Origin of the sequence: Massilia sp. YIM B02443, assembly GCF_030411955.1 — a bacterium.
Taxonomy (GTDB): Bacteria; Pseudomonadota; Gammaproteobacteria; order Burkholderiales; family Burkholderiaceae_D; genus Telluria.
In genome coordinates this window covers 472,433-493,522 of the sequence record NZ_JASNRA010000001.1, presented here as the reverse complement: position 1 = coordinate 493,522, position 21,090 = coordinate 472,433, and the positions used below count along the sequence as shown (strand labels likewise).

The window sequence follows — 21,090 nt, the reverse complement described above, 5'->3', positions numbered from 1 at the left end:
CACGACGCGCAGCGAATTATAATGCGGCAAATGGAAAATCCTACCCAATTCGTCCAGTGGCTGCGCTCGGTCGCGCCGTATATTCACGCCTTCGGCGGCAAGACTTTCGTGGTCGCTTTTCCCGGCGAACTGGTCGCCGCCGGCGCCCTGCCGGTACTGGCGCACGACCTCTCTTTGCTGGTCGGTCTCGGCATCCGCATCGTGCTGGTGCACGGTTCGCGGCCGCAGGTGGCCGAACAGCTGGCGCTGCGCAACGTCGAGGGCCGCTTCCATAACGGCATCCGCATCACCGACACCGCCGCGCTCGAGTGCGCCAAGGAAGCCGCCGGCGAACTGCGCCTCGACATCGAGGCCGCCTTCAGCCAGGGCCTGCCCAACACACCGATGTCGAACGCCCAGATCAGCATCGTCTCGGGCAACTTCGTGGTCGCGCGCCCGCTCGGCGTGATCGACGGCGTCGACTTCGAACTGACCGGCGTCACGCGCAAGATCGCGGCCGAGAAGATCCACCCGATCCTCAAGACCGAAGACAACCTGGTGCTGCTGTCGCCGCTGGGCTTCTCGCCCACCGGCGAGATCTTCAACCTGACGCTGGAAGACGTCGCCGCCTCGGCCGCGATCGCGCTGCGCGCCGACAAGCTGATCTTCCTGACCGAATCGTCGATGCTGCAGGACGCCGCCGGCGCCGAGATGCGCGAACTGTCGTCGCACCAGGCCGAAGCCGTGCTGCAGGCGGGCTTCCTGCAAGAGAACGCCGGGTTCTACCTGCGCCATGCGATCCGCGCCTGCAACGCCGGCGTCGACCGCGCCCACATCATTCCGTTCGAGATGGACGGTTCGGCATTGCTCGAAGTGTTCACCCACGACGGCGTGGGCACCATGATCACCCACGAGAACCTGGAAAGCCTGCGCCAGGCCACAATTGAGGACGTCGGCGGAATTATCAAGCTCATCGAACCGCTGGAAGCCGACGGCACCCTGGTGTACCGCGGCCGCGAGCTGATCGAACGCGAGATCGACCAGTTCTCGGTGATCGACCACGACGGCGTGATCTTCGGCTGCGCCGCGCTGTATCCCTTCCCCGAAGAGAAGATGGGCGAAATGGCATGCCTGACGGTGAGCTCGGACGCGCAGGCCCAGGGCGACGGCGAACGGATCCTGAAGCACATGGAAAACCGCGCGCGCGCCGCCGGGCTGACCAAGCTGTTCGTGCTGACCACGCGCACCTCGCACTGGTTCAAGAAGCGCGGCTTCGTGCCCGCCACGGTGGACGACCTGCCGAAGGACCGCCAGCACATGTACAACTGGCAGCGCCGCTCGCAGGTGCTGATCAAGCAGTTGTAATCATGAGCACCGCCCGGCAGCGGGCGGTGCAAGTCTTTATAATGTCGGCTTCATCCAGAATTCGCATTTGAACCAGACAACAGGAGTACCACAATGGCCCGCACCGTCCACTGCATCAAACTGAACAAGGAAGCCGAAGGGCTGGATTTCCCGCCAGTGCCCGGCGAAATGGGCAAGAAGCTGTACCAGTCGGTCTCGAAAGAGGCATGGCAGGCATGGCTCAAGCACCAGACCATGCTGATCAACGAGAACCGCCTGAACCTGGCCGACGACCGCGCGCGCAAGTACCTGGCGACGCAGATGGAGAAGCACTTCTTCGGCGAAGGCGCGGATCAGGCGGTGGGTTACGTGCCGCCGGCGGCGTAAGCAACCCTTCGTTCCGTAAAAAATCCCCCATGGCGTGTGCCACTGGGGGATTTTTTTATGTCCTTGCGTGTAGTGTCGGGATCACATGCTGCGGCACTGTCTCAGTTCGCAGCGCGCCGTGAACACCTTGCCGTTGTCGCAACGCACCCGGTAAACCTCCACCGGCCCCGGTTCGGTCATCAGTCCCGCCCCTTGCGCACTGGTGCACGCCTGTTCACGCGCCAGCTTCTCGACCGTCGTCGACGACGTGCCGACACGGAACGGCACGCGCTGGATCGCCGCCACATCCGGCGACGGCTGCACCGCCGGCGCAACCGCCGGCTCCATCGGACTGCGGAAAACGGAACAACCGCCCAACAACACAGCCACCAGCACCAGCGCGCGTTTCATACACAAGCTCCGATCAGAACGACAGGGTCTTGACGCCTTCCGCCGTGCCCAGCAGGCAGACGTTGGCGCCGGCCCTGGCAAACAGGCCCACGGCGATCACGCCGGTGATCCCGTTGATCTCGTTTTCCAGCGCCACCGGATCGGTAATCGACAGGCCGGCAACGTCGATCAGCTCACCGCCGTTGTCGGTGATGTACGGCTGGTCGGTGCCCGCCTTCAGGCGCAGCTTCGGCTGGCCGCCCAGCGCCACCAGCTTGCGCATCACGGACGCGCGCGCCATCGGGATCACTTCGACCGGCAGCGGGAACTTGCCGAGCGTCTCGACCAACTTCGAGCCATCCGCGATGCACACGAATTTCTTGGCCACCGAGGCCACGATCTTCTCGCGCGTCAGCGCTGCGCCGCCGCCCTTGATCATCGCGCCCTGCGCGTTGATCTCGTCGGCGCCGTCGATGTACACCGCCATCGACTCGACCTCGTTCAGATCGAACACCGGGATGCCGTGGCCGCGCAGGTGTGCGGCGGTCGCTTCCGATGACGCCACGGTGCCCTTGATGCGGTCCTTGATCTTCGCCAGTTCGTCGATGAAGAAGTTGGCGGTCGAGCCGGTGCCGACGCCGATGATTTCACCGTCGACCACGTAGTCGATGGCGGCGCGCGCCGTAGCTTGTTTCAGTTCGTCTTGAGTCATGATGCGATGTCGTTGCGATGGTAAGAAGGGAAGCCGTCATTCTAGCGGATTCCGTCGCTGGGCCTGACGATCGCGATCGCCGTCGGCGGCGCGGCAGTGGTCGGGATTTTCTATCCGGCGCGCAGGATGTCGCGCCTGCTGCCGGTGGATTGTTTACGATACGAGTAAACTACGACACTTCGAGCAAAGGATCACGGATGAAGCACATTTTTCAGGCGCTGACGGGTCGCCGCATCCCGGCGTTGCTGGCGCTGCTGGCAGCACTGGGCAGCGCCCATGCCGCGGCGCAGGACGCAGCGCCCCTCGACACGCCGGCTGTGACCGAAGCGCCGGCCGGCGCGCAATCCCCGGTCAAGATCAACGCCGGGAAGAACGCCGGCGACCTGTCGTACAAATCCTTCTTCGGCATCCAGTCGCTGCTGCAATCGTTCCAGCCGCCCGAGCCGCGCGTGATCGACTTCACCTACCGGCTTTCGTTCAAGGAACCCGACGGCGCCGCGAACGACGCCTACAATCCCGAGACCTGGGGCGTCGCCATTGTCGGCGACACCTTCGACCAGGTGGTGCCGGTCGGCCGCGGCGGTTACTTCGTGCTGCCCTACCTGGCGCAGGCGGTGCAGGAAAGCGCCACGGTCATGTTCAATGCCCAGACCAAGTGGCGCAGCCTGAACGTGGCATTCAAGCTGCGCCTGTCGCCCGAGCAGACGCTCGCGTATGCGGATTTCGCCAAGGCCATCGACGAGTTCAAGATCGTGCAGAACCAGGTTCCGTGGTACCGGCTCGGCCTGCGCGAGATCCGCAACGCCAGCATCGCCGGCTTGCGGGCGTGCTTCCGCTCGGCCGACGCGCGCATCGAGATCGACGGCGTGCCGGCCGCGACGCGTGTCGAAGGCCTGTGCCACGTGCTGCCGTTCGACCCGGCCAGGGCGGCAACAGGCGCGGCAACCATCGGCTTCGTCGGTCCGCTGGACAACGTGACGCTCGACGAAAAGAAAGGCTGACCGGATTCTCCGATCGGAGAATTACTTGTCAGGCGCCGCTGCGCTTGCGCCCCCGAGCCGGCTCCGGCTTCGGCTTTTCTTCGGCCCGCACCGGCGCATGCGACGCCATGATCGCGTGCTGGTCCTCATCGTCGTTCGACATCACGGTCAACATCTCGACCTCGTCGCAGCCCTCCGCCGTCAGGTAGGCGTGTCCCATGCTCGAATCGAAATAGATCGACTGCCCGGCGCTCAAGGTCACCGGGTCGTAGAACTCCGTATGCAGCACCATCGTCCCTTTCAGCACATAGGTGAACTCCTCGCCCGAGTGGTGCACCAGGCTGCCGAACTGCTTGACGCTGCTGGCGCGCAGGCGCGTGAACACCGGGATCATGCGCTTGCGGCGTAGCTCGGCGCACAGGTAGTGGTAGTCGTAATTGGGCGTCTCGACCCGCAGCGCCGTCTCCAGGCTGCCCACGCTGCGGCGCGCCGTCACCGGCGTCTCCCCCTCGCTTTTCTCTTCCGCGAATAGTTCCGACATGCGCATGCCGAGCTTTTGGCTCAGCTGGTACAGCTTGTCGTAGGTCAGCGTCAGCTGCCCGTGCTCGACCTTCGACAGCGTCGAGACCGGGATGCCGCTCTTGACGCTCATTTCCTTCAGCGTCCAGCCCTGGCGGCTGCGCAGGCCGCGAATCAGCGCGGCCAGTGTCGGGGAGTCAGATGACATGTTTATTTTTCGTTGTTGACAAATTTTCCGTCGAGGTAGATATTTCTCTAATCAGAGAAAAATACTCGGATCAGGAACTATTTTATAGGCTCGATCCGGCGATCGCAATCAACCGTGGAGATGGGGGACTGTATGAGATTCCTGAAGTTATTGCTGCTCGGCCTAGCCTGCTGGCACGCGAATGTGACAGCGCAGCAGGCGGTCCAGGCGCCGACGCCGCCCTCGACTCCCCTCTCCCCGCTCAAGCCCGGCCCCAAGCCGTCGGACACGCCGCAAAGCGCAGTCCAGGCAGGCACGCCGGGCCAGCCGCAAGCGCTCGACAAGACCAATGTCGACGCCTGGCTCGACGGCTACATGCCGTTCGCGCTGAACACCAGCGACATCCCCGGCGCCGTGGTCGTGGTGGTCAAGGACGGCCAGATCCTCACCGCGCGCGGTTTCGGCTACGCCGACGTCGACAAGCGCACTCCGGTCGACCCGCTGCGCACGCTGTTCCGTCCCGGCTCGGTGTCGAAGCTGGTCACCTGGACCGCCGTGATGCAGCTGGTCGAACAAGGCAAGATCGACCTCGACGCCGACATCAACACCTACCTCGATTTTAAAATCGCAGCACGTGGCGACAAGCCGATCACGATGCGCAACGTGATGACCCATACCGCCGGCTTCGAGGAAGCGGTCAAGTACCTGATCGTCTACGGCAAGGGCGACTACAAGCCGCTCGGCGCGCTGCTCAAGAGCTGGGTACCGGAGCGCATCTTCGAGCCCGGCGTCACGCCGGCCTACTCCAACTACGCGACTTCACTGGCCGGCTACATCGTCGAACGGGTGTCGGGCCAGTCGTTCGACGACTACGTCGAACAGCACGTCTTCGCCCCGCTCGAGATGAAGAGCGCCAGCTTCCGCCAGCCGCTGCCCGCCGCGCTGGCCCCGCACATGGCCACCGGCTACATCACGCCGGGCGAGCCCTCGCTCGGCTTCGAGATCGTCAATTCGGCGCCGGCCGGGGCGCTGTCGGCCAGTGGCGTCGACATGGCCAACTTCATGATCGCGCACCTGGCCGGCGGCGAATTCAAGGGCCGCCGCATCCTCTCCAGCGCCACCGCAGCGATGATGCACGACAGCCCGCTCGACAAGATCGCCAGGTCGACCATCATCGGTCCGCTCAACCGCATGGAACTGGGCTTCTTCGAGACCAACGTGAACGGCCGTGACGTGATCGCCCACCTGGGCGACACCGAAGCCTTCCACACCTCGCTGCACCTGTTCATGCGCGAAGGCGTCGGCCTGTACCTGTCGGTGAACGGCAGCGGCCATCCGGGCGCGTCCAACACGCTGCGCGGCGCCCTGTTCCACGATTTCGCCGACCGCTATTTCCCGAACCAGGGCGCGCCGGATGGCCGGGTCGACGCCGACACGGCCAAGCGCCATGCGCAGATGATGGTGGGGTCGTGGCAAAGCAGCCGCCGCTCGGAGTCGAACATCTTTGCGCTGTTTGGCCTGCTGGGCCAGGTGAAGATCCATACCGGGCCCGAAGGCGAACTGGTGGTCCCGGCCCTGCTCGGCCCCAACAACCGTCCGCGCGAATGGGTCGAGATCGCGCCCTTCGTCTGGCGCGACCGCAATGGTGAAGACCGTCTCGCGGCGCAGGTGGTGAACGACCAGGTGGTGCGCTGGAGCATGGACTTCATGTCGCCGTTCATGGTGCTCGACCGCGTCCCGGCCGGGACCAATGCGGCCTGGCTGCTGCCGGCGCTGGGCGCGGCGGTGCTGGTGTTCCTGTTCACCTTTGTGGCGATGCCGGCCGGCTGGATCGTGCGCCGTCGCTACAAGCTCGCGTATCCGCACGGCGGCGCGGCGAAGAAGACGGTGCTGGCGATGCAGCTGGCGGCGCTGGCCAGCCTGCTGGTGCTGGCCGGCTGGACCGGCGTGGTGCTGGCGCTCGAAAACACGGTCGCCAACGCCACCGCCGCGCTCGACGGCTGGCTGTGGCTGCTGCAGGTCGCCGGCCTGCTGGCCTTTTTGGCGGCGCTGGTCGCCGGCGCCAGCAACCTGCGCCTGGCGTTCAAGCCGCAGCAGGGCTGGTGGCGCAAGGCGTGGAGCATGCTGTTCCTGCTCAGCGCCCTGCTGGTCTGCTACGTGGCGGTGCGCTACCACCTGGTGGCGATGTCGGTGAGCTACTGATGAAGCGCCTGACCATGTCGATCGCAGCCGAGCGGCTGCGCCTGGCCAAGCCGTTCCGGATTTCGGGCTACGTGTTCGAGGCCTTCCAGGTGGTGGTGGTCACGCTCGACGACGGCCTGCATCGCGGCCGCGGCGAAGGCGGCGGCGTGTATTACCTGGGCGACGACGTGCCGCACATGCTGGACACGCTGGAGGCCGCGCGCGACGCCATCGAGGCCGGCCCGACGCGCGAACAGCTGCGTGCCATCCTGCCGCCGGGCGGCGCGCGCAACGCGGTCGATTGCGCGTTGTGGGAACTGGAGGCGGCGCGCGCCGGCGTGCCGGTGTGGAAGCTGGCCGGCCAGGACGTACCGCGTGCACTGCGCACCACCTTCACGCTGGGCGCCGAGGAACCCGCGGCGATGGCCGAAACGGCGCGCAGCCACGCCCAGGCGCGCGCCATCAAGATCAAGCTCACCGGCGAACTCGATCTGGACCTGGCGCGCGTTGGCGCGATCCGCGCCGCGCGGCCCGACGTCTGGCTCGGCGTGGATGGCAACCAGGGCTTCGTCCCGGGCCAGCTCGACGCGCTCATCGCCGGGCTGCAGGCGCACGACGTGGCCCTGCTCGAGCAGCCGCTGGCGCGCGGGCAGGAAGCCAGCCTCGCAGGCTTGAAGTCGCCGATTCCGATCGCCGGCGACGAGAGCATCCTGTCGCTGGAAGACGTGCCCGGCGCCGTGGGCCGCTTCGACGTTGTTAACATCAAGCTCGATAAATGCGGCGGCCTGACCGAAGCGCTGATGATGGCGCAGGAAGCGCGCCGTCTGGGCCTTGGCGTCATGGTCGGCAACATGGGTGGCTCCAGCCTGGCGATGGGCCCGAGCTTCGTGCTGGGACAGGTGTGCGACATCGTCGACCTGGACGGCCCGATCTTCCTGGCTAACGACCGCGACCCTGGCGTGCAGTACGTCGACGGCGAGGTCTGGGCCGGCCCCGAAGTCTGGGGTGCGCCGGTCGGAGTCACGGCATGAACAACGCCGCGCCGACCTGGTTCGGCCACCCGCGCGGCCTGACGATCCTGTTCCTGACGAATATGTGGGAACAGTTCTCGTACTACGGCATGCGCGCGCTGCTGGTCTACTACATGACCAAGCAGCTGATGCTGGGCCAGGCCCACGCCTCTTTCGTCTACGGCGCCTATACCGCCTGCGCCTATTTCACGCCGATCCTGGGCGGGGTGCTGGCCGACCGTGTGCTCGGCAAGCGGCGCGCGATCGTGACCGGCGCCTCGATCATGGCGGCGGGCCACTTCATGATGACCTTCGACGCCCTGTTTTACCTGGCGCTGGCCACCATTGCGCTCGGCAACGGCCTGTTCCTGCCGTCGCTGCCGAGCCAGGTGGGCGACCTGTACGCGCATGGCGACGCACGGCGCGGCTGGGCGTTCAACGTGTATTACGTCGGCGTCAACATCGGCGGCTTCCTGGCGCCGCTGATCTGCGGCACCGTGGGCGAACTGTATGGCTGGCACTACGGCTTCGGCCTGGCCGGCATCGGCATGCTGGCCGGGCTGGCGATCTACGTGGCGGGACAGCGCTATCTGCCGCCCGAGCTGCCGCGCACACCTGCGGTCGATGCCGAACCGCGGCGCGGCATGGCGCGCGACACCGTGCTGGTGCTGCTCGGCGTCGGCCTGGCGGTGACGGTATTCCGCGCCGCCTACGAACAGGTCGGCAACACGGTGGCGCTGTGGGCCGACACCGGCGTCGATCGCAATGCCGGCGGCTTCGCGATCCCCATGACCTGGTTCCAGTCGCTGAACCCCTTGTTCGTGATGCTGATGACGCCTCCGCTGCTGGCCTGGTGGGGCCGGCGCGCCGCGCGCGGGGTCGACCAGGCGCCGCTGCGGCGCATGGCCTGCGGCGCCGCCATCGTGTCCGCGGCCTACCTGCTGCTGGCGGCGGTCAGCTGGAACGCCGGCGCCCAAGCCAAGGCCACCACCGGCTGGATCTGGCTGCTTCTCTTCTTCCTGGTGCTGACCTTCGGCGAACTGTTCATCCTGCCCGCCGGCCTGGGCCTCTTCGCGCGCCTGGCGCCGCGTCATCTGGGTTCGACCACGGTCGCGGCCTGGTTCCTGGTCACCTTCGCCGGCAGCCTGTCGGCCGGGCTGGTGGGCAGCCTGTGGAGCCGCATGGGGCACGGCGCGTTCTTCGCCCTGCTCGCGCTGCTGGCGCTGACCGCCGCCGCGCTGCTGTGGCGCCTGGACGGCCCGATGCGACGCGCCGACCGCCCCCAACCATCGGACACCGCGACGTCCACTGCAATCCAACACACCTGATGACTACAAGACGACGGGAGATGCACATGGCAACAGTAGCGGGTCGTATCGGTTTGAAATCGCTGGCGGCGACGTCGATGGCGCTGGCCGTGTCCGGCGCCTTCGCGGCCGGCCAGCAAGCGTTGCGCGACGACACCCAGCAGGTGGTGGTGACGGCGCAAAAGCGCGCGCAGGCGACAGTCGACGTGCCGCAGTCGATGTCGGTGGTCGGCGGCGACGCGCTCGAGAAGCACCAGGCGGTCGGCTTCTCGGACTACCTGAAACTGGTGCCCAGCCTGCAGCTGGTGCAAAGCACGCCGGGCGAAGGCCGTATCGTGCTGCGCGGGCTCGATACCGGCGGCGTGGCGTCGACGGTGGCGGTGTACCTGGACGAGACGCCGTTCGGCTCCAGCAGCGGCCTGGTGAACGGCGCGATCCTGGCCGGCGACTTCGACACCTTCGACCTGGCGCGCATCGAGGTGCTGCGCGGCCCGCAAGGCGCCTTGTACGGCGCCAGCTCGCTCGGCGGCCTGGTCAAGTTCGTGACCAATGCGCCCGACTTCGACGGCTTCGCGCTGCGCGCACGGGTCGGCGTGGCGTCAAGCGACGGCGGCAAGACCGGCTACCGCTCCAACCTGGTGGTGAACACGCCGATCAGCGACACGCTGGCGTTCCGGGCATCCGGCTCGTACCTGAAGGAACCCGGCTACATCGACTCGATTGGCGTGGCCGGCTCGGACCGCGAATCGAACATCAACGACGCCCGCAACTATGGCGGGCGCGCGTCGCTGCTGTACAAGCCGAACGCCCAGTTCAACCTGCGCCTGTCCGCTGTCGCGCAGAACATCGCCGCCGACGCGCCCAGCGCCGTGGAGAGCGATCCCGATACGCTCGACACGCTGTACGGCCGCCCCACCCTGTCCCAATACGTGCCGACCCGGCGCGACATGCACTACCGTGTCTACAACGGCACCGCCAACTGGGACTTCGGCGCCGCCAGCCTGACCTCGTCCACCAGCTACAGCACCCAGAAGCAGTTCATCCGCGAAGACGCCACCTTCAACCTGAGCGGCATCGTCGCCGACAACTTCGGCGTCGCCAATGAGCTGTACCTGGGGCAGGAAGTCGAGTCGAAGAAATTCACCCAGGAACTGCGCCTGTCTTCCAACGAAGGCCAGGCGTTCGACTGGCTGGCCGGCCTTTACTACACCGATGAAGACGGCGCCATCGCCCAGCGCTACCACGCGGTGGTGCCCGGCACCATGGACCCGGCGACCGGTCTGCCGCTGCTGGCCGACATCGGCCTGCGCTCGAACTACCGCGAGATCGCGGCCTTCGCCAATACCACCTTCCATCTCGGCCAGCACTACGACCTCGACCTGGGCGGGCGTTACAGCCGGAACGAGCAGGATGCGCGCCAGGTGTCCGACGGCGCGCTGGCCGGCGGCGCATCGGACTACCGCGCCGACTCGAAGGAAAACGTGTTCACCTACGCCGTCGCCCTGAAGCGCAAGTTCGGCGAGCGCACCGCGCTGTACGCGCGCGCCGCCAAGGGCTTCCGTCCGGGCGGGCCCAACGTGCTGCCGCCGGACACGCCGCCCGGCACCCCGGCCACCTACGAGTCGGACAGCGTGATGAGCTACGAGGCGGGCCTCAAGACCGAGTCGAGCGACGGCCGCTTCGCGCTCGACCTGTCGGCCTATCACATCAAGTGGAAGGACATCCAGCTGCTGGCCATCGTCAACGACTACGGCGTGAACACCAACGGCGCCGGCGCCACCAGCGATGGCATCGAATTCACCGCCAGCTACCGGCCCGTGCGTAATCTGCGGCTGTCGGCTAACGGCACCTGGGGCAAGGCGAAGCTGGACGGCGATACCGACCCGCTGGTGGGCGGCGTCAAAGGCGACAAGCTGCCGTTCTCGCCGAAATACACGCTGGCGCTGATGGCCGACTACCGCTGGGTGATCGGAACCACCACCCCGGCCTATGCCGGCGTCTCGGGCCGGCGCGTGGCCGGCCAGCACGGCGCGTTCGATAGCGACTACCGCGCCGCCAACGGCCGCCAGCGCGAGATCCCGTCGTACAACGTGTTCGACGCCCATTTCGGCGTCGAGCTGGGATCGTGGACGGTGGAAGCCTTTGCCAAGAACATCGGCAACAGCGACGGCAAGACCTCGACTTCGGCGATCGTCGCCAACGGCGGCTTCGTCTATCCGAACGGGGCGATGAGCACCGGGATCATCACGCCGCGCACGATCGGCCTGACCCTGACCAAGGAGTATTGATGACGGCATCGAACCAAGGATTGGGCATCAAGCGCTGCCTGCTGTTTTTGGGCGACATCACCGAACCGGGCTTCGCCAAGACCGCCTTCGGCCTGCGCGACTGGGCGGGCGAGCGCTGCGTGGGCGAGCTGCGCCTGCCCGGCGCCACCGTCTCGGCCGGCCTGCCTTCGCTGTCGCCGGCGCAGGCCGCGGCGCAGGGCGCGCGCGAGCTGGTGATCGGCGTGGCGGCGCCCGGCGGCGGTATCCCGCCGGCCTGGGCGCCGGCATTGGTGGAAGCGCTGGAAGCGGGCCTGGACATCGTCTCGGGCATGCACGTGCGCCTGGCGTCGCTGCCGCAGCTGCTGGACGCCGCCGCACGCCACGGCCGGCGCCTGGTCGACGTGCGCAACCCGCCGCCGTCGATCCCGATTGCGAACGGCTTGCCGCGCAGCGGACAGCGTTTGCTCACCGTCGGCACCGACTGCGCGCTGGGCAAGAAGTACACGGCGCTGGCGCTCAGCCGCGGCCTGCGCGCGCGTGGAATGGACGCCGAGTTTCGCGCCACCGGCCAGACCGGCATCATGATCGCCGGCAGCGGCATGCCGATCGACGCCGTGGTGTCCGACTTCGTGGCCGGCGCCGCCGAGGTGCTCAGCCCCGCCGCCGCGCCCGGCCACATCGACGTGATCGAGGGCCAGGGCTCGCTGTTCCACCCGGCCTTCGCCGGCGTCTCGCTCGGCCTGCTGCACGGCAGCCAGCCCGACATGTTCGTGGTCTGCCACGATCCGACCCGCAGCCACCTGCTCGGCTACCCGCACGTGCCGCTGCCCTCGATCCGCGAGGTGGTGGCGCAGACCATCGCGCTGGGCCGGGTCACCAATCCCGCCATCCGCTGCGTGGGCGTGGCCCTGAACACCGGCAGCCTGGACGAGCACGAAGCCGCCGCCGAGATCGCGGCGCTGGCTGAACGCCTGCCCTATCCGGTGGCCGATCCGATGCGCGGTGGACCGGCGTTCGAGCGCCTGCTCGACGCCTGCTGCGACTGAACTGGAGAACCCATGCGAATTGCTCCCATTACCGTCCTGGCGCTGACAGTGGCGCTGGCCGTCCCCGCGCTGGCCGCGCCGCCGCGCGGCTTCGAAGCGCGCGCCGAACAGCTACGCGCACGCATTGGCACGCCCGGCATGGCGATCGCCATCGTCGAAGACGGCAAGACGACGCTGGCGCGCGGCTTCGGCGTGCGCCAGCTGGATGCGCGCGAACGGGTCGACGGCGACACCCTGTTCCCGATCGGATCGAGCTCGAAAGCGATGACGGTGGCGGCGCTGGCCACGCTGGTCGATGCAGGAAAAATCAAGTGGGACGACCGCGTGGTCGATCACCTGCCCGGCTTCCAGATGTACGACCCGTGGGTGACGCGCGAGATCACCATCCGCGACCTGCTGGTGCACCGCAGCGGCCTTGGCATGGGCGCGGGCGACCTGCTGTTCGTCCCGCGCAGCAGCGTGCCGCGCGCGGAGGTGGTGCGCCGGGTGCGCTACCTGAAGCCGGAGACCAGTTTTCGCAGCACCTTTGCGTACTCGAACCTGATGTACGTGGTGGCCGGCCAGCTGATCGAGACCGTCGGCGGCCAGCGCTGGGAAGACTACACGCGCGAGCACGTGCTGCGCCCGGCCGGCATGCGCGTCTCGACCACCGACAACGTCGACAACTTCGCCACCGTGAACCGTGCGTATCCACACGCGCGCATGGACGGCGGCCTGCGCGGCGCCGGAAGGCAGGAGCGGCTGGACGAGCGCGACGACCTGGGACGCAACGCCGCGCCGGCCGGCGGCGTGGCCAGCAGCGCCAACGACCTGGCGCGCTGGCTGCAGCTGCTGCTCGGCGCCGGCGCCACGCCCGAGGGCAAGCGCGTGTTCAGCGCCGCCACCCACGCCCAGATGTGGACCCCGGCCATGACCATGCCGGCCGACGAGATGCCGCTAGACCTGAAACTGATGCAGTCGCAGTTCTCGAACTATGGCCTGGGCTGGGACATCGTCGACTACCGAGGCGCGCGCATGGTGTGGCACGGCGGCGCGGTGTTCGGCTTCAAGACCGCGATCGTGGTGCTGCCCGAGAAGAAGGTGGCGTTCGCCATCACGGTCAACAGCGAAGACGGTGAACTGGTGCGCGGGTTGATGTACGAGCTGGCCGATCATTACCTCGGTTTGCCGGCCGCCGACTGGCCTTCGAAATTCCAGGCGTTCAAGACGCAGCAGGTGAAGCAGGGACTGGACGTGCTCAAGTCGAGCCAGCGCAATCCGGTGCGCGCCGGGCCGTCGGTGCCGGGGCGCGCGCTGGCTGGCACCTATGCCGATCCCTGGTACGGCGACATCGAAATCGTCTCGAGCGGCGACGGATTGCGGGTCGACTTCAAGTCGACGCCTCGCATGGCGGGCCGGCTCGAGCATTGGCAATACGACACCTGGATCGCGCGCTTCGACGATAATGCGCTCGAACCCGCGTACCTGAGCTTTGCCTTCGACAAGGACGGCAAGGTGGAGCGGATCGCGCTCAAGCCGGTCTCGCCGCTGGCCGACTTCAGCTGGGATTATGCGGACCTGAACTTCACGCCGAGGAAAGCTGCCGAATGAGTCTGAACAAGCCCCGCCGCATCGCCATTGCCGTCCTGTTCCTGCTTGCCGGCTGCGCGTCGCAACCGGCGCCGGTCGGTCCGCTGCACCGCCAGCTGCTCACGCTCGACGGACACCTGGACACGCCGATGCACTTCGGCCGTCCCGGCTGGGACTTCGGCGCGCGCCACGATCCCGCCACCGAGATTGCCCAACTCGACCTGCCGCGCATGGCCGACGGTAATCTCGATGGTGGCTTCTTCGCCATCTTCACCGAGCAGGGGCCGCTGACGCCGGAGGGCTATGCGGCCGCGCGTACGCACGCGCTGGCGCGTTCGGCGTTGATCGACACCACCCTCGCCCGCTACCCCGCGCGCATTGGCGCCGCCACGGGCGCCGACGATGCGCTGCGCCTGAACGCCGCCGGCAAACTGGCCGCCTTCAAGAGCATCGAGAACAGTTATCCATTCGGTGAAAGCGTGGCGCCGCTGGCCGAGTTCCAGCGCCAGGGCGTGCGCCTGGTCGGCATCGTCCACAGCAGCAACAACCAGTTCGCCGATTCGTCGACCGACAAGCCGCGCTGGAATGGACTGAGTCCGTTGGGACGGGAGTGGGTGCGCGAGATGAACCGGCTCGGGATGGTGATCGACGCCAGCCACGCGTCGGATGCGACGCTGGACCAGATGCTGGCGCTCTCGAACACGCCGCTGCTGCTGTCGCACTCGAATTCGCGCACCAGCTTCGACCATCCGCGCAACCTGGATGATGAACACATCCGCAAGGTGGCGGCCGGCGGCGGCGCGATCTGCGCCAGCACGATCTATCTGAGCCCGTTGACCATGAGCCCCGAGCGCGAACAGTTGTTCGGCCAGACCGAACACATGGCGCAGATGACGGGCGAGGAGCAGGCACGCTTGACCGCGCGCTGGCGTGAGCTCGACAAGACGGAATCGCTGTGGGCGACGAGCTTCGACCAGTACATCGCGTCGGTGCTGCATCTGGTAAAAGTGGCCGGGATCGACCACGTGTGCATGGGCGCCGATTTCGATGGCGGCGGCGGTTTCCCGGGGCTGGACGACATCACGGCACTGCCGCGCGTCACGGCGCGCCTGAAGGCAGAGGGGATGTCGGACGACGACCTGGCCAAACTGTGGAGCGGGAACATGCTGCGCGTGCTGCAGGCGGCCGAGCAAGGCGCGGCGAGCGTGCGGCGCTAGGCCGACAGCAGCGCGCCCAGCGTGCGCGCCGGCCCGCGCCGCAAGTTGGCGCGGTTGCCCGGCTGCGCCAGGAACAGCGCCAGCACCCGCTCGTACAGCGCCAGGCTGTCGCGATAGCGCTGCTGGCGCATCGCCGCCGGCTTCTTCAGGTGCTTGAGCACGAAGTAATCGGCCAGCAGATCGCCCTGCGCTTCCATATTGTAGTCGGCCAGCGTGGCGTCTTCATGCAGCGTGTAGCCGTACGACAGCCCGATCCGGAACATCCCGCGCAGGCGCACCGGATACCCCAGCTGGTGCTGCCAGACGTGCACCATCTCGTGCATGAACCAGTGGATCGCCGGCGGATCGCCGCGCGCATAGTCGGGGAGAAAACAGGACTGATGAAAGTAGATATTGCCGTTCGGAGTCATCGCGCAGTTACGCGGCTGGAACGGCATGTAGCGCCGGTTGTAGATGCGTACCCGGCGGTAGTCGATGGCGTCGCGAAACAGCAGCGACGCCAGCGCGATCTCGGCTTCGCTCAAGGGACGGAACCGGGATCGCATGCTGCGGATCGGATGAAGAATCAGATCACGCGGCGCGCAGCGCGGCAGCCGCTTTGGCCAGCTCGGTGATGCGGCCCCAGTCGCCGGCCTGGATCGCATCCTTCGGGGTCAGCCAGGAGCCGCCCACGCAGGCCACGTTCTTGCAGGCCAGGAAAGCGGGCGCGGTCTCGATCGAGATGCCGCCGGTCGGGCAGAAGGTCACGTCCGGCAGCGGACCGCCGATCGCGTTGAGCATGCCGACGCCGCCCGCCGGCACCGCCGGGAACAGCTTCAGCTGGCGGAAGCCGGCCTCGCGCGCCGCCATCACTTCGCCCGGCGTCATCACGCCCGGCAGCAGCGGCAGGCCGCTGGTTTTCGCCGCTTCGATCAGCGCAGGCGTCAGGCCCGGCGACACGCCGAACACGGCGCCGGCATCGCGCGAAGCCGCGAATTCTTCCGGCTGGGTCAGGGTGCCGACGCCGACGATGGCGCCTTCGACCTGGCTCATGGCGCGGATCGCGCCCAGGCCATGTTCGGTGCGCAGCGTGACTTCCAGCACGCGGATACCGCCGGCCACCAGGGCCTTCGCCAATGGCACGGCGTGCTCCGGATCGTCGATGGCGATGACGGGGATCACGCTCGCCGAGCGCATGATGTCAAGTAAAGTCATTGGGTTGCTCACTTTTGCGTCCTAAAGAGAAAGTCTTCGTCGGAGCCGGGCATGATTTCGCCGGCATCAATGCCATCGTGCAGCGGCACGGTGGTCTGGATCGGCGACGGCAGCGGGAAGGTGGCAGCACCCTCTTCCGCCGCGCTGATCGCATTGCGGAACACGGCGAACAGCTCGCGGCCCATGCCGATGTGGCTCTTGCTCAAATCGGCGCTGGCCATGCTGCGCGCAGCCCACACGTCCGGCGCCACCAGGGCGTCCAGCTCGCCGGTGGTGGCGTCGACCCGGATCAGGTCGCCGTCGCGCACCAGGCCCAGTGGACCGCCGGCCAGGATCTCGGGCGACACGTGGATCGCCGCCGGCACCTTGCCCGAGGCGCCCGACATGCGGCCGTCGGTGACCATCGCCACCTTGTAGCCGGCATCCTGCAGGTTGGCCAGCGCCGGGGTCAGCGCGTGCAGTTCCGGCATGCCGTTGGCGCGCGGGCCCTGGAAGCGGATCACGGCCACGAAGTCGCGGTTCAGCTTGCCGTCCTTGTAGGCGGCCATGAAATCTTCCTGCGAATCGAAGGTCAGGGCCGGCGCCTCGATCACATGGTACTCGGCCTTGACGGCCGAGATCTTCATCACGGCGCGGCCCAGGTTGCCCTGCACCAGCACCATGCCGCCGTTGTTGGCGAACGGGTTGCTGGCCGGGCGCAGCACGGCTTCGTCGCCGCTTTGCACAGGCAGGTCGCGCCAGACCACCTTGCCGTCGGCGCCCAGGAACGGCTCTTTACAGTGGGCGCGCAGGCCGTGGCCGAGGATGGTGTTGACGTCTTCGTGCGCGAGACCCGCGTCGAGCAGTTCGCGGATCACGAAGCCCGGGCCGCCGGCGGCCTGGAAGTGGTTGACGTCGGCTTCGCCGTTCGGGTAGATGCGGGTCAGCGACGGCACCACTTTCGACAGTTCGTCGAAGTCGTTCCAGTCGATCACGATGCCGGCCGCGCGCGCGATCGCCACCACGTGCAGCGTGTGGTTGGTCGAGCCGCCGGTGGCGTGCAGCGCCACGATGGCGTTGACGATGCTCTTCTCGTCGACGATGCGGCCGATCGGCATGTAATTACCGCCTTGCTGCGAGATCGCCACCGCCTGCTGCGAAGCGGCGCGGGTCAGCGCGTCGCGCAGCGGCGTGCCCGGGGTGATGAAGGCGGCGCCCGGCAGGTGCAGGCCCATCATCTCCATCAGCATCTGGTTGCTGTTGGCGGTGCCGTAAAAGGTACAGGTGCCGGCGCCGTGGTACGAGGCCGATTCGCCTTCCAGCAGCTCTTCGCGCGTGGCTTCGCCCTTGGCGTAGCGCTGGCGGATCGCGGCCTTCTCTTTGTTCGAGATGCCGGTGGTCATCGGGCCGCCCGGCACGAAGATGCCCGGGATGTGGCCGAAGTGCAGCGCGCCGATGAGCAGGCCCGGCACGATCTTGTCGCAGATGCCCAGGTACAGGGCGGCGTCGAACATATTGTGCGACAGGCCGATGGCGGTAGCCATGGCGATGGCGTCGCGCGAGAACAGCGACAGTTCCATGCCCGGCTGGCCTTGCGTCACGCCGTCGCACATGGCCGGCACGCCGCTCGCGAACTGGGCCACGGCGCCGATTTCGCGCACCGCGTCCTTGATCACTTTCGGGAAGTATTCGAACGGCTGGTGCGCCGACAGCATGTCGTTGTACGACGAGACGATCGCCACCGACGGCTGCTTGTATTCACGCAGTTTCAGTTTGTCGTTGGCGGGGAAGGCGGCGAAGCCGTGCGCGAGGTTGGTGCACGACAGCGCGCCGCGCTGCACGCCCTGGATGCGGGCGGCTTCGAGATGCGCCAGGTAAGCCGCACGCGAAGCGCGGCTGCGCTGGATGATTCGGTTGGTGACCTGTTCGACTACGGGGTGCAGCGCCATGTTCATTCCTTCCAAAATTTTGTACTGAAATTTTACTACAAAATGGATGCGTGCGCTGTTGGCGCTGGTTTCCACTGATACTGTTGGGCAGATGCTCGAACGGACCGGTTCGCAGTTGGAAACGGAACAGGCTGCGCTCCGTTGTATTATGTAGTGAATTTACGCGCAGATGCTTGTATTATTCGATAATCTTGCCATTGCTAACATTGTGCCACGCACCCCTACTCCATGCGCCAGCCTTCCCTGACCTCTACCGCCAGCTTCCAGGAACTTGCCAACCACGCCGCCACCGCCACGAATTGGCAGATGCGCGATCTGTTCGCGGAAGATCCGCAGCGCTTCGAGCGCTACTCGAACGAGGCCGCCGGCCTGTTCCTAGACTATTCAAAAAATCGCCTCGACGGGCGCACGCTTGAACTGCTGGTCGCGCTGGCCAAAGAGCGCGGCGTCGAAGCCCGGCGCGACGCCATGTTCGCCGGCGAACGCATCAACAACACCGAGGACCGCGCGGTGCTGCACACCGCCCTGCGCGCCCCGCGCGGCAAGGCCCTGACGGTGGACGGCCAGGACGTCAACGCCGATGTGCACGCGGTGCTCGACCGTGTAAAGACCTTCACCGACGCCGTGCGCAGCGGCGACTGGCTCGGCCATACCGGCAAGCCGATCACCGACATCGTCAACATCGGCATCGGCGGCTCGGACCTGGGTCCGAAGATGGTGGTGCTGGCGCTGCGCCACTACGCCCATCCGCGCCTGCGCATGCACTTCGTGTCGAACGTCGACGGCCACGACATGGATGCGGCGCTGAGCCAGGTCGATCCGGAAACCACGCTGTTCATCGTGGCCTCCAAGACCTTCACCACCGCCGAGACCATGATGAACGCGCAGACCGCGCGCGCCTGGTTCCTGCAGAGCGCTTCCGAAGAAGCGCTGGCCAGGCACTTCGTTGCCGTCTCGACCAATACCGAGGCGATCAAGCAGTTCGGCATCGACCCGGCGAATATGTTCCCGTTCTGGGACTGGGTCGGCGGCCGTTATTCGGTGTGGTCGGCGATCGGTCTGCCGGTGGCGCTAGCCGTCGGCTTCGGCTACTTCAGCGACTTCCTCGCTGGCGCGCACGAGCTCGATGAGCACTTCCGCAGCGCGCCGCTCGAAGAAAACCTGCCGGTCCTGCTGGCGCTGGTCGGCTTCTGGAACCGCCAGTTCCTGGGCTGCGCCTCGGTGTCGATCGCGCCATATCACCAGGACCTGAACCGCTTCCCGGCCTACCTTCAGCAGCTCGACATGGAAAGCAACGGCAAGCGCGTGACGCGCGACGGCGAGCCCGTGGACACCCCGACCTGCCCGGCGATCTGGGGCGAGTGCGGCACCAACGGCCAGCACGCCTACTTCCAGCTGCTGCACCAGGGCACCGACGTGACGCCGATGGACTTCATCGCCGCCCTGCGCCCGGCGCACGAGATGGACAACCACCACACCGCGCTGCTGGCCAACTGCTTCGCGCAGTCGGAAGCCTTCATGAAGGGCAAGACCGCGGACGAAGTGCGCGCCGACCTGCAGGGCCAGGGCTTGCCGGCGCAGGAAGTCGAGCGCCTGACGCCGCACAAGACCTTCCCGGGCAACCGTCCGAGCAACACCATCCTGATGGAGCGCCTGACCCCATCGACGCTGGGCGCCCTGATCGCGCTGTACGAACACAAGACCTTCGTGCAGGGCGTGCTGTGGAACGTGAACAGCTTCGACCAGTGGGGCGTGGAGCTGGGCAAGGTGCTGGCCAAGAAGATCGAGGCCGAGCTGGCGGGCGAGCCGCAACCGGCCAATCACGACAGCTCGACCAACGGCCTGATCGCGCGCGCCAAAGCGGCCGTCTGAACTCTACTTTCTACCTCATTATGGCAACCGAAAAATTTGAAGTAGTCCACGACGCGCCGATGCTGGTCGGCGAATCGGCGATCTGGCACGAAGTCGAGTCGGCGCTGTACTGGGTCGACATCGACGGCCTGACCGTCAACCGCCTGCACGCGGCAAGCGGCAAGTTCAGCTCGTGGAAGATGGGCTCGGAGCCGTCGGCGCTGGCGATCGACGACAACAACTGCCTGGTGGTGGCCACCCGCAACGGCTTGCTGCGCCTGAACACCACCGACGGTTCGGAAACCCCGATCGCGGATGCCCCCTACGACACCAGCAAGGTGCGCTTCAACGACGGCCGCGTCGACCCGGCCGGCCGCTTCTGGATCGGCACCATGTACGAGCCGCGCGACCAGCCGGCCGCCGAGATGTACGTGCTCGACAAGGACCAGCTGCGCTGCGCCTGGCGCGGCGGCATGACCAACTCGAACGGCCTGGCCTGGAGCCTGGACGGGCGCACCATGTACCACGCCGACACCACCACCCACCGCATCGACTGCTACGACTACGACCCGGCCACGGGCGAGCAATCCAACCGCCGCACCATCCTCACCTTCCCGAGCGACAAGAAGGCGGCCGACTATGGCGGCCGCCCGGACGGCGCGACCATGGATTCGGAAGGCATGTACTGGGTGGCGATGTTCGAAGGTGCGCGCGTGCTGCGCATCGCGCCGGACGGACGCATCGACCGCGAAATCAAACTGCCGGTGAAGTGCCCGACCTCGATCTGCTTCGGCGGCCCGGACTTGCGCACGCTGTACATCACCAGCGCCAGCCATGGTCGCTCGGAGGAAGAGATCGCGCGGTATCCGCATACCGGCAAGGTGCTGGCGCTGCGGGTCGACGTGGCCGGGCGCGAAGAGCCGGAATACCGGATCTGAACCGGCGCCGGCCAGCTGGCCCCAACGCAAAAAGCCCGCCGGATGGCGGGCTTTTTCCATTGCCGGGCCGACCTCGCCCGCGCTATCTGCGCGGTGCGCGCCGGC

The 21,090-nt window shown here is 67.0% G+C and carries 18 protein-coding genes; 12 read left to right on the top strand and 6 right to left on the bottom strand.

Annotation, left to right across the window (positions count from 1 at the left end):
• The first annotated feature begins 30 nt into the window (after positions 1 to 30).
• Together argA and QPK27_RS02145 are read left to right on the top strand one after the other, a co-directional pair.
• A complete protein-coding gene (gene argA / locus QPK27_RS02150) occupies positions 31 to 1,344 on the top strand; it encodes an amino-acid N-acetyltransferase (RefSeq protein ID WP_290416544.1) in 1,314 nt (437 codons plus the stop codon).
• Positions 1,345 to 1,437: 93 nt separating this feature from the next.
• A complete protein-coding gene (locus QPK27_RS02145) occupies positions 1,438 to 1,710 on the top strand; it encodes an oxidative damage protection protein (protein ID WP_290416543.1) in 273 nt (90 codons plus the stop codon).
• Between the two features lie 81 nt (positions 1,711 to 1,791).
• Here QPK27_RS02145 and QPK27_RS02140 read toward each other — a convergent pair whose 3' ends face one another.
• Both QPK27_RS02140 and rpiA read right to left on the bottom strand, forming a co-directional pair.
• A complete protein-coding gene (locus QPK27_RS02140) occupies positions 1,792 to 2,100 on the bottom strand; it encodes a hypothetical protein (RefSeq protein WP_290416542.1) in 309 nt (102 codons plus the stop codon).
• Between the two features lie 13 nt (positions 2,101 to 2,113).
• Entirely contained in the window at positions 2,114 to 2,791 is a 678-nt protein-coding gene (rpiA, locus tag QPK27_RS02135; RefSeq protein WP_290416541.1) for a ribose-5-phosphate isomerase RpiA, read from the bottom strand.
• Between the two features lie 197 nt (positions 2,792 to 2,988).
• Between rpiA and QPK27_RS02130 the strand changes: the two genes are divergently transcribed.
• Complete coding sequence (locus QPK27_RS02130) at positions 2,989 to 3,792, top strand: hypothetical protein (RefSeq protein ID WP_290416540.1); 804 nt, start codon at positions 2,989 to 2,991, stop codon at positions 3,790 to 3,792.
• Between the two features lie 28 nt (positions 3,793 to 3,820).
• Here QPK27_RS02130 and QPK27_RS02125 read toward each other — a convergent pair whose 3' ends face one another.
• Entirely contained in the window at positions 3,821 to 4,498 is a 678-nt protein-coding gene (locus QPK27_RS02125; protein ID WP_290416539.1) for a helix-turn-helix domain-containing protein, read from the bottom strand.
• Positions 4,499 to 4,630: 132 nt separating this feature from the next.
• Between QPK27_RS02125 and QPK27_RS02120 the strand changes: the two genes are divergently transcribed.
• From QPK27_RS02120 to QPK27_RS02090, 7 genes are read left to right on the top strand one after another with little or no spacing between them, the layout of a single operon-like run.
• Positions 4,631 to 6,679 (top strand): serine hydrolase, encoded by a 2,049-nt coding sequence (locus tag QPK27_RS02120; protein WP_290416538.1) that lies wholly within the window; start codon positions 4,631 to 4,633, stop codon positions 6,677 to 6,679.
• On the top strand, positions 6,679 to 7,689 hold the full coding sequence (locus QPK27_RS02115) for a dipeptide epimerase (RefSeq protein WP_290416537.1): 1,011 nt from the start codon (positions 6,679 to 6,681) through the stop codon (positions 7,687 to 7,689). Before QPK27_RS02120 ends, QPK27_RS02115 begins: the two co-directional genes overlap by 1 nt.
• Positions 7,686 to 8,996 (top strand): peptide MFS transporter, encoded by a 1,311-nt coding sequence (locus QPK27_RS02110; RefSeq protein WP_290416536.1) that lies wholly within the window; start codon positions 7,686 to 7,688, stop codon positions 8,994 to 8,996. Before QPK27_RS02115 ends, QPK27_RS02110 begins: the two co-directional genes overlap by 4 nt.
• Before the next feature lie 26 nt (positions 8,997 to 9,022).
• The gene (locus QPK27_RS02105; protein ID WP_290416535.1) at positions 9,023 to 11,263 is read left to right on the top strand and encodes a TonB-dependent receptor; all 2,241 of its coding nucleotides are present in this window, start codon (positions 9,023 to 9,025) and stop codon (positions 11,261 to 11,263) included.
• The gene (locus tag QPK27_RS02100) at positions 11,263 to 12,288 is read left to right on the top strand and encodes a DUF1611 domain-containing protein (protein WP_290416534.1); all 1,026 of its coding nucleotides are present in this window, start codon (positions 11,263 to 11,265) and stop codon (positions 12,286 to 12,288) included. The genes QPK27_RS02105 and QPK27_RS02100 overlap by 1 nt, the downstream gene beginning before the upstream one ends.
• Before the next feature lie 12 nt (positions 12,289 to 12,300).
• Entirely contained in the window at positions 12,301 to 13,878 is a 1,578-nt protein-coding gene (locus QPK27_RS02095; protein ID WP_290416533.1) for a serine hydrolase, read from the top strand.
• Positions 13,875 to 15,074, top strand: coding sequence for a dipeptidase (locus tag QPK27_RS02090; RefSeq protein WP_290416532.1), 1,200 nt, complete (start codon positions 13,875 to 13,877; stop codon positions 15,072 to 15,074). Before QPK27_RS02095 ends, QPK27_RS02090 begins: the two co-directional genes overlap by 4 nt.
• On the opposite strand, the gene QPK27_RS02085 is transcribed toward QPK27_RS02090, so the two are convergent.
• From QPK27_RS02085 to edd, 3 genes are read right to left on the bottom strand one after another with little or no spacing between them, the layout of a single operon-like run.
• Positions 15,071 to 15,619: a Rhs element Vgr protein gene (locus QPK27_RS02085; RefSeq protein ID WP_290416531.1), complete on the bottom strand. Its 549-nt coding sequence runs from the start codon at positions 15,617 to 15,619 to the stop codon at positions 15,071 to 15,073. The two genes, QPK27_RS02090 and QPK27_RS02085, sit on opposite strands and share 4 nt — an antisense overlap.
• 25 nt (positions 15,620 to 15,644) lie before the next feature.
• Positions 15,645 to 16,268: a bifunctional 4-hydroxy-2-oxoglutarate aldolase/2-dehydro-3-deoxy-phosphogluconate aldolase gene (eda, locus tag QPK27_RS02080; RefSeq protein ID WP_290416530.1), complete on the bottom strand. Its 624-nt coding sequence runs from the start codon at positions 16,266 to 16,268 to the stop codon at positions 15,645 to 15,647.
• Between the two features lie 8 nt (positions 16,269 to 16,276).
• Positions 16,277 to 18,196 carry a phosphogluconate dehydratase gene (edd, locus tag QPK27_RS02075; protein WP_290416529.1) on the bottom strand — a complete coding sequence of 640 codons (1,920 nt, stop codon included), beginning with the start codon at positions 18,194 to 18,196 and terminating at the stop codon, positions 16,277 to 16,279.
• Between the two features lie 228 nt (positions 18,197 to 18,424).
• Here edd and pgi point away from each other — a divergent pair, with 228 nt between their 5' ends.
• Together pgi and QPK27_RS02065 are read left to right on the top strand one after the other, a co-directional pair.
• Entirely contained in the window at positions 18,425 to 20,068 is a 1,644-nt protein-coding gene (gene pgi, locus QPK27_RS02070) for a glucose-6-phosphate isomerase (RefSeq protein ID WP_290416528.1), read from the top strand.
• A gap of 20 nt (positions 20,069 to 20,088) precedes the next feature.
• A complete protein-coding gene (locus QPK27_RS02065) occupies positions 20,089 to 20,985 on the top strand; it encodes an SMP-30/gluconolactonase/LRE family protein (protein ID WP_290416527.1) in 897 nt (298 codons plus the stop codon).
• Positions 20,986 to 21,090 lie beyond the last annotated feature (105 nt).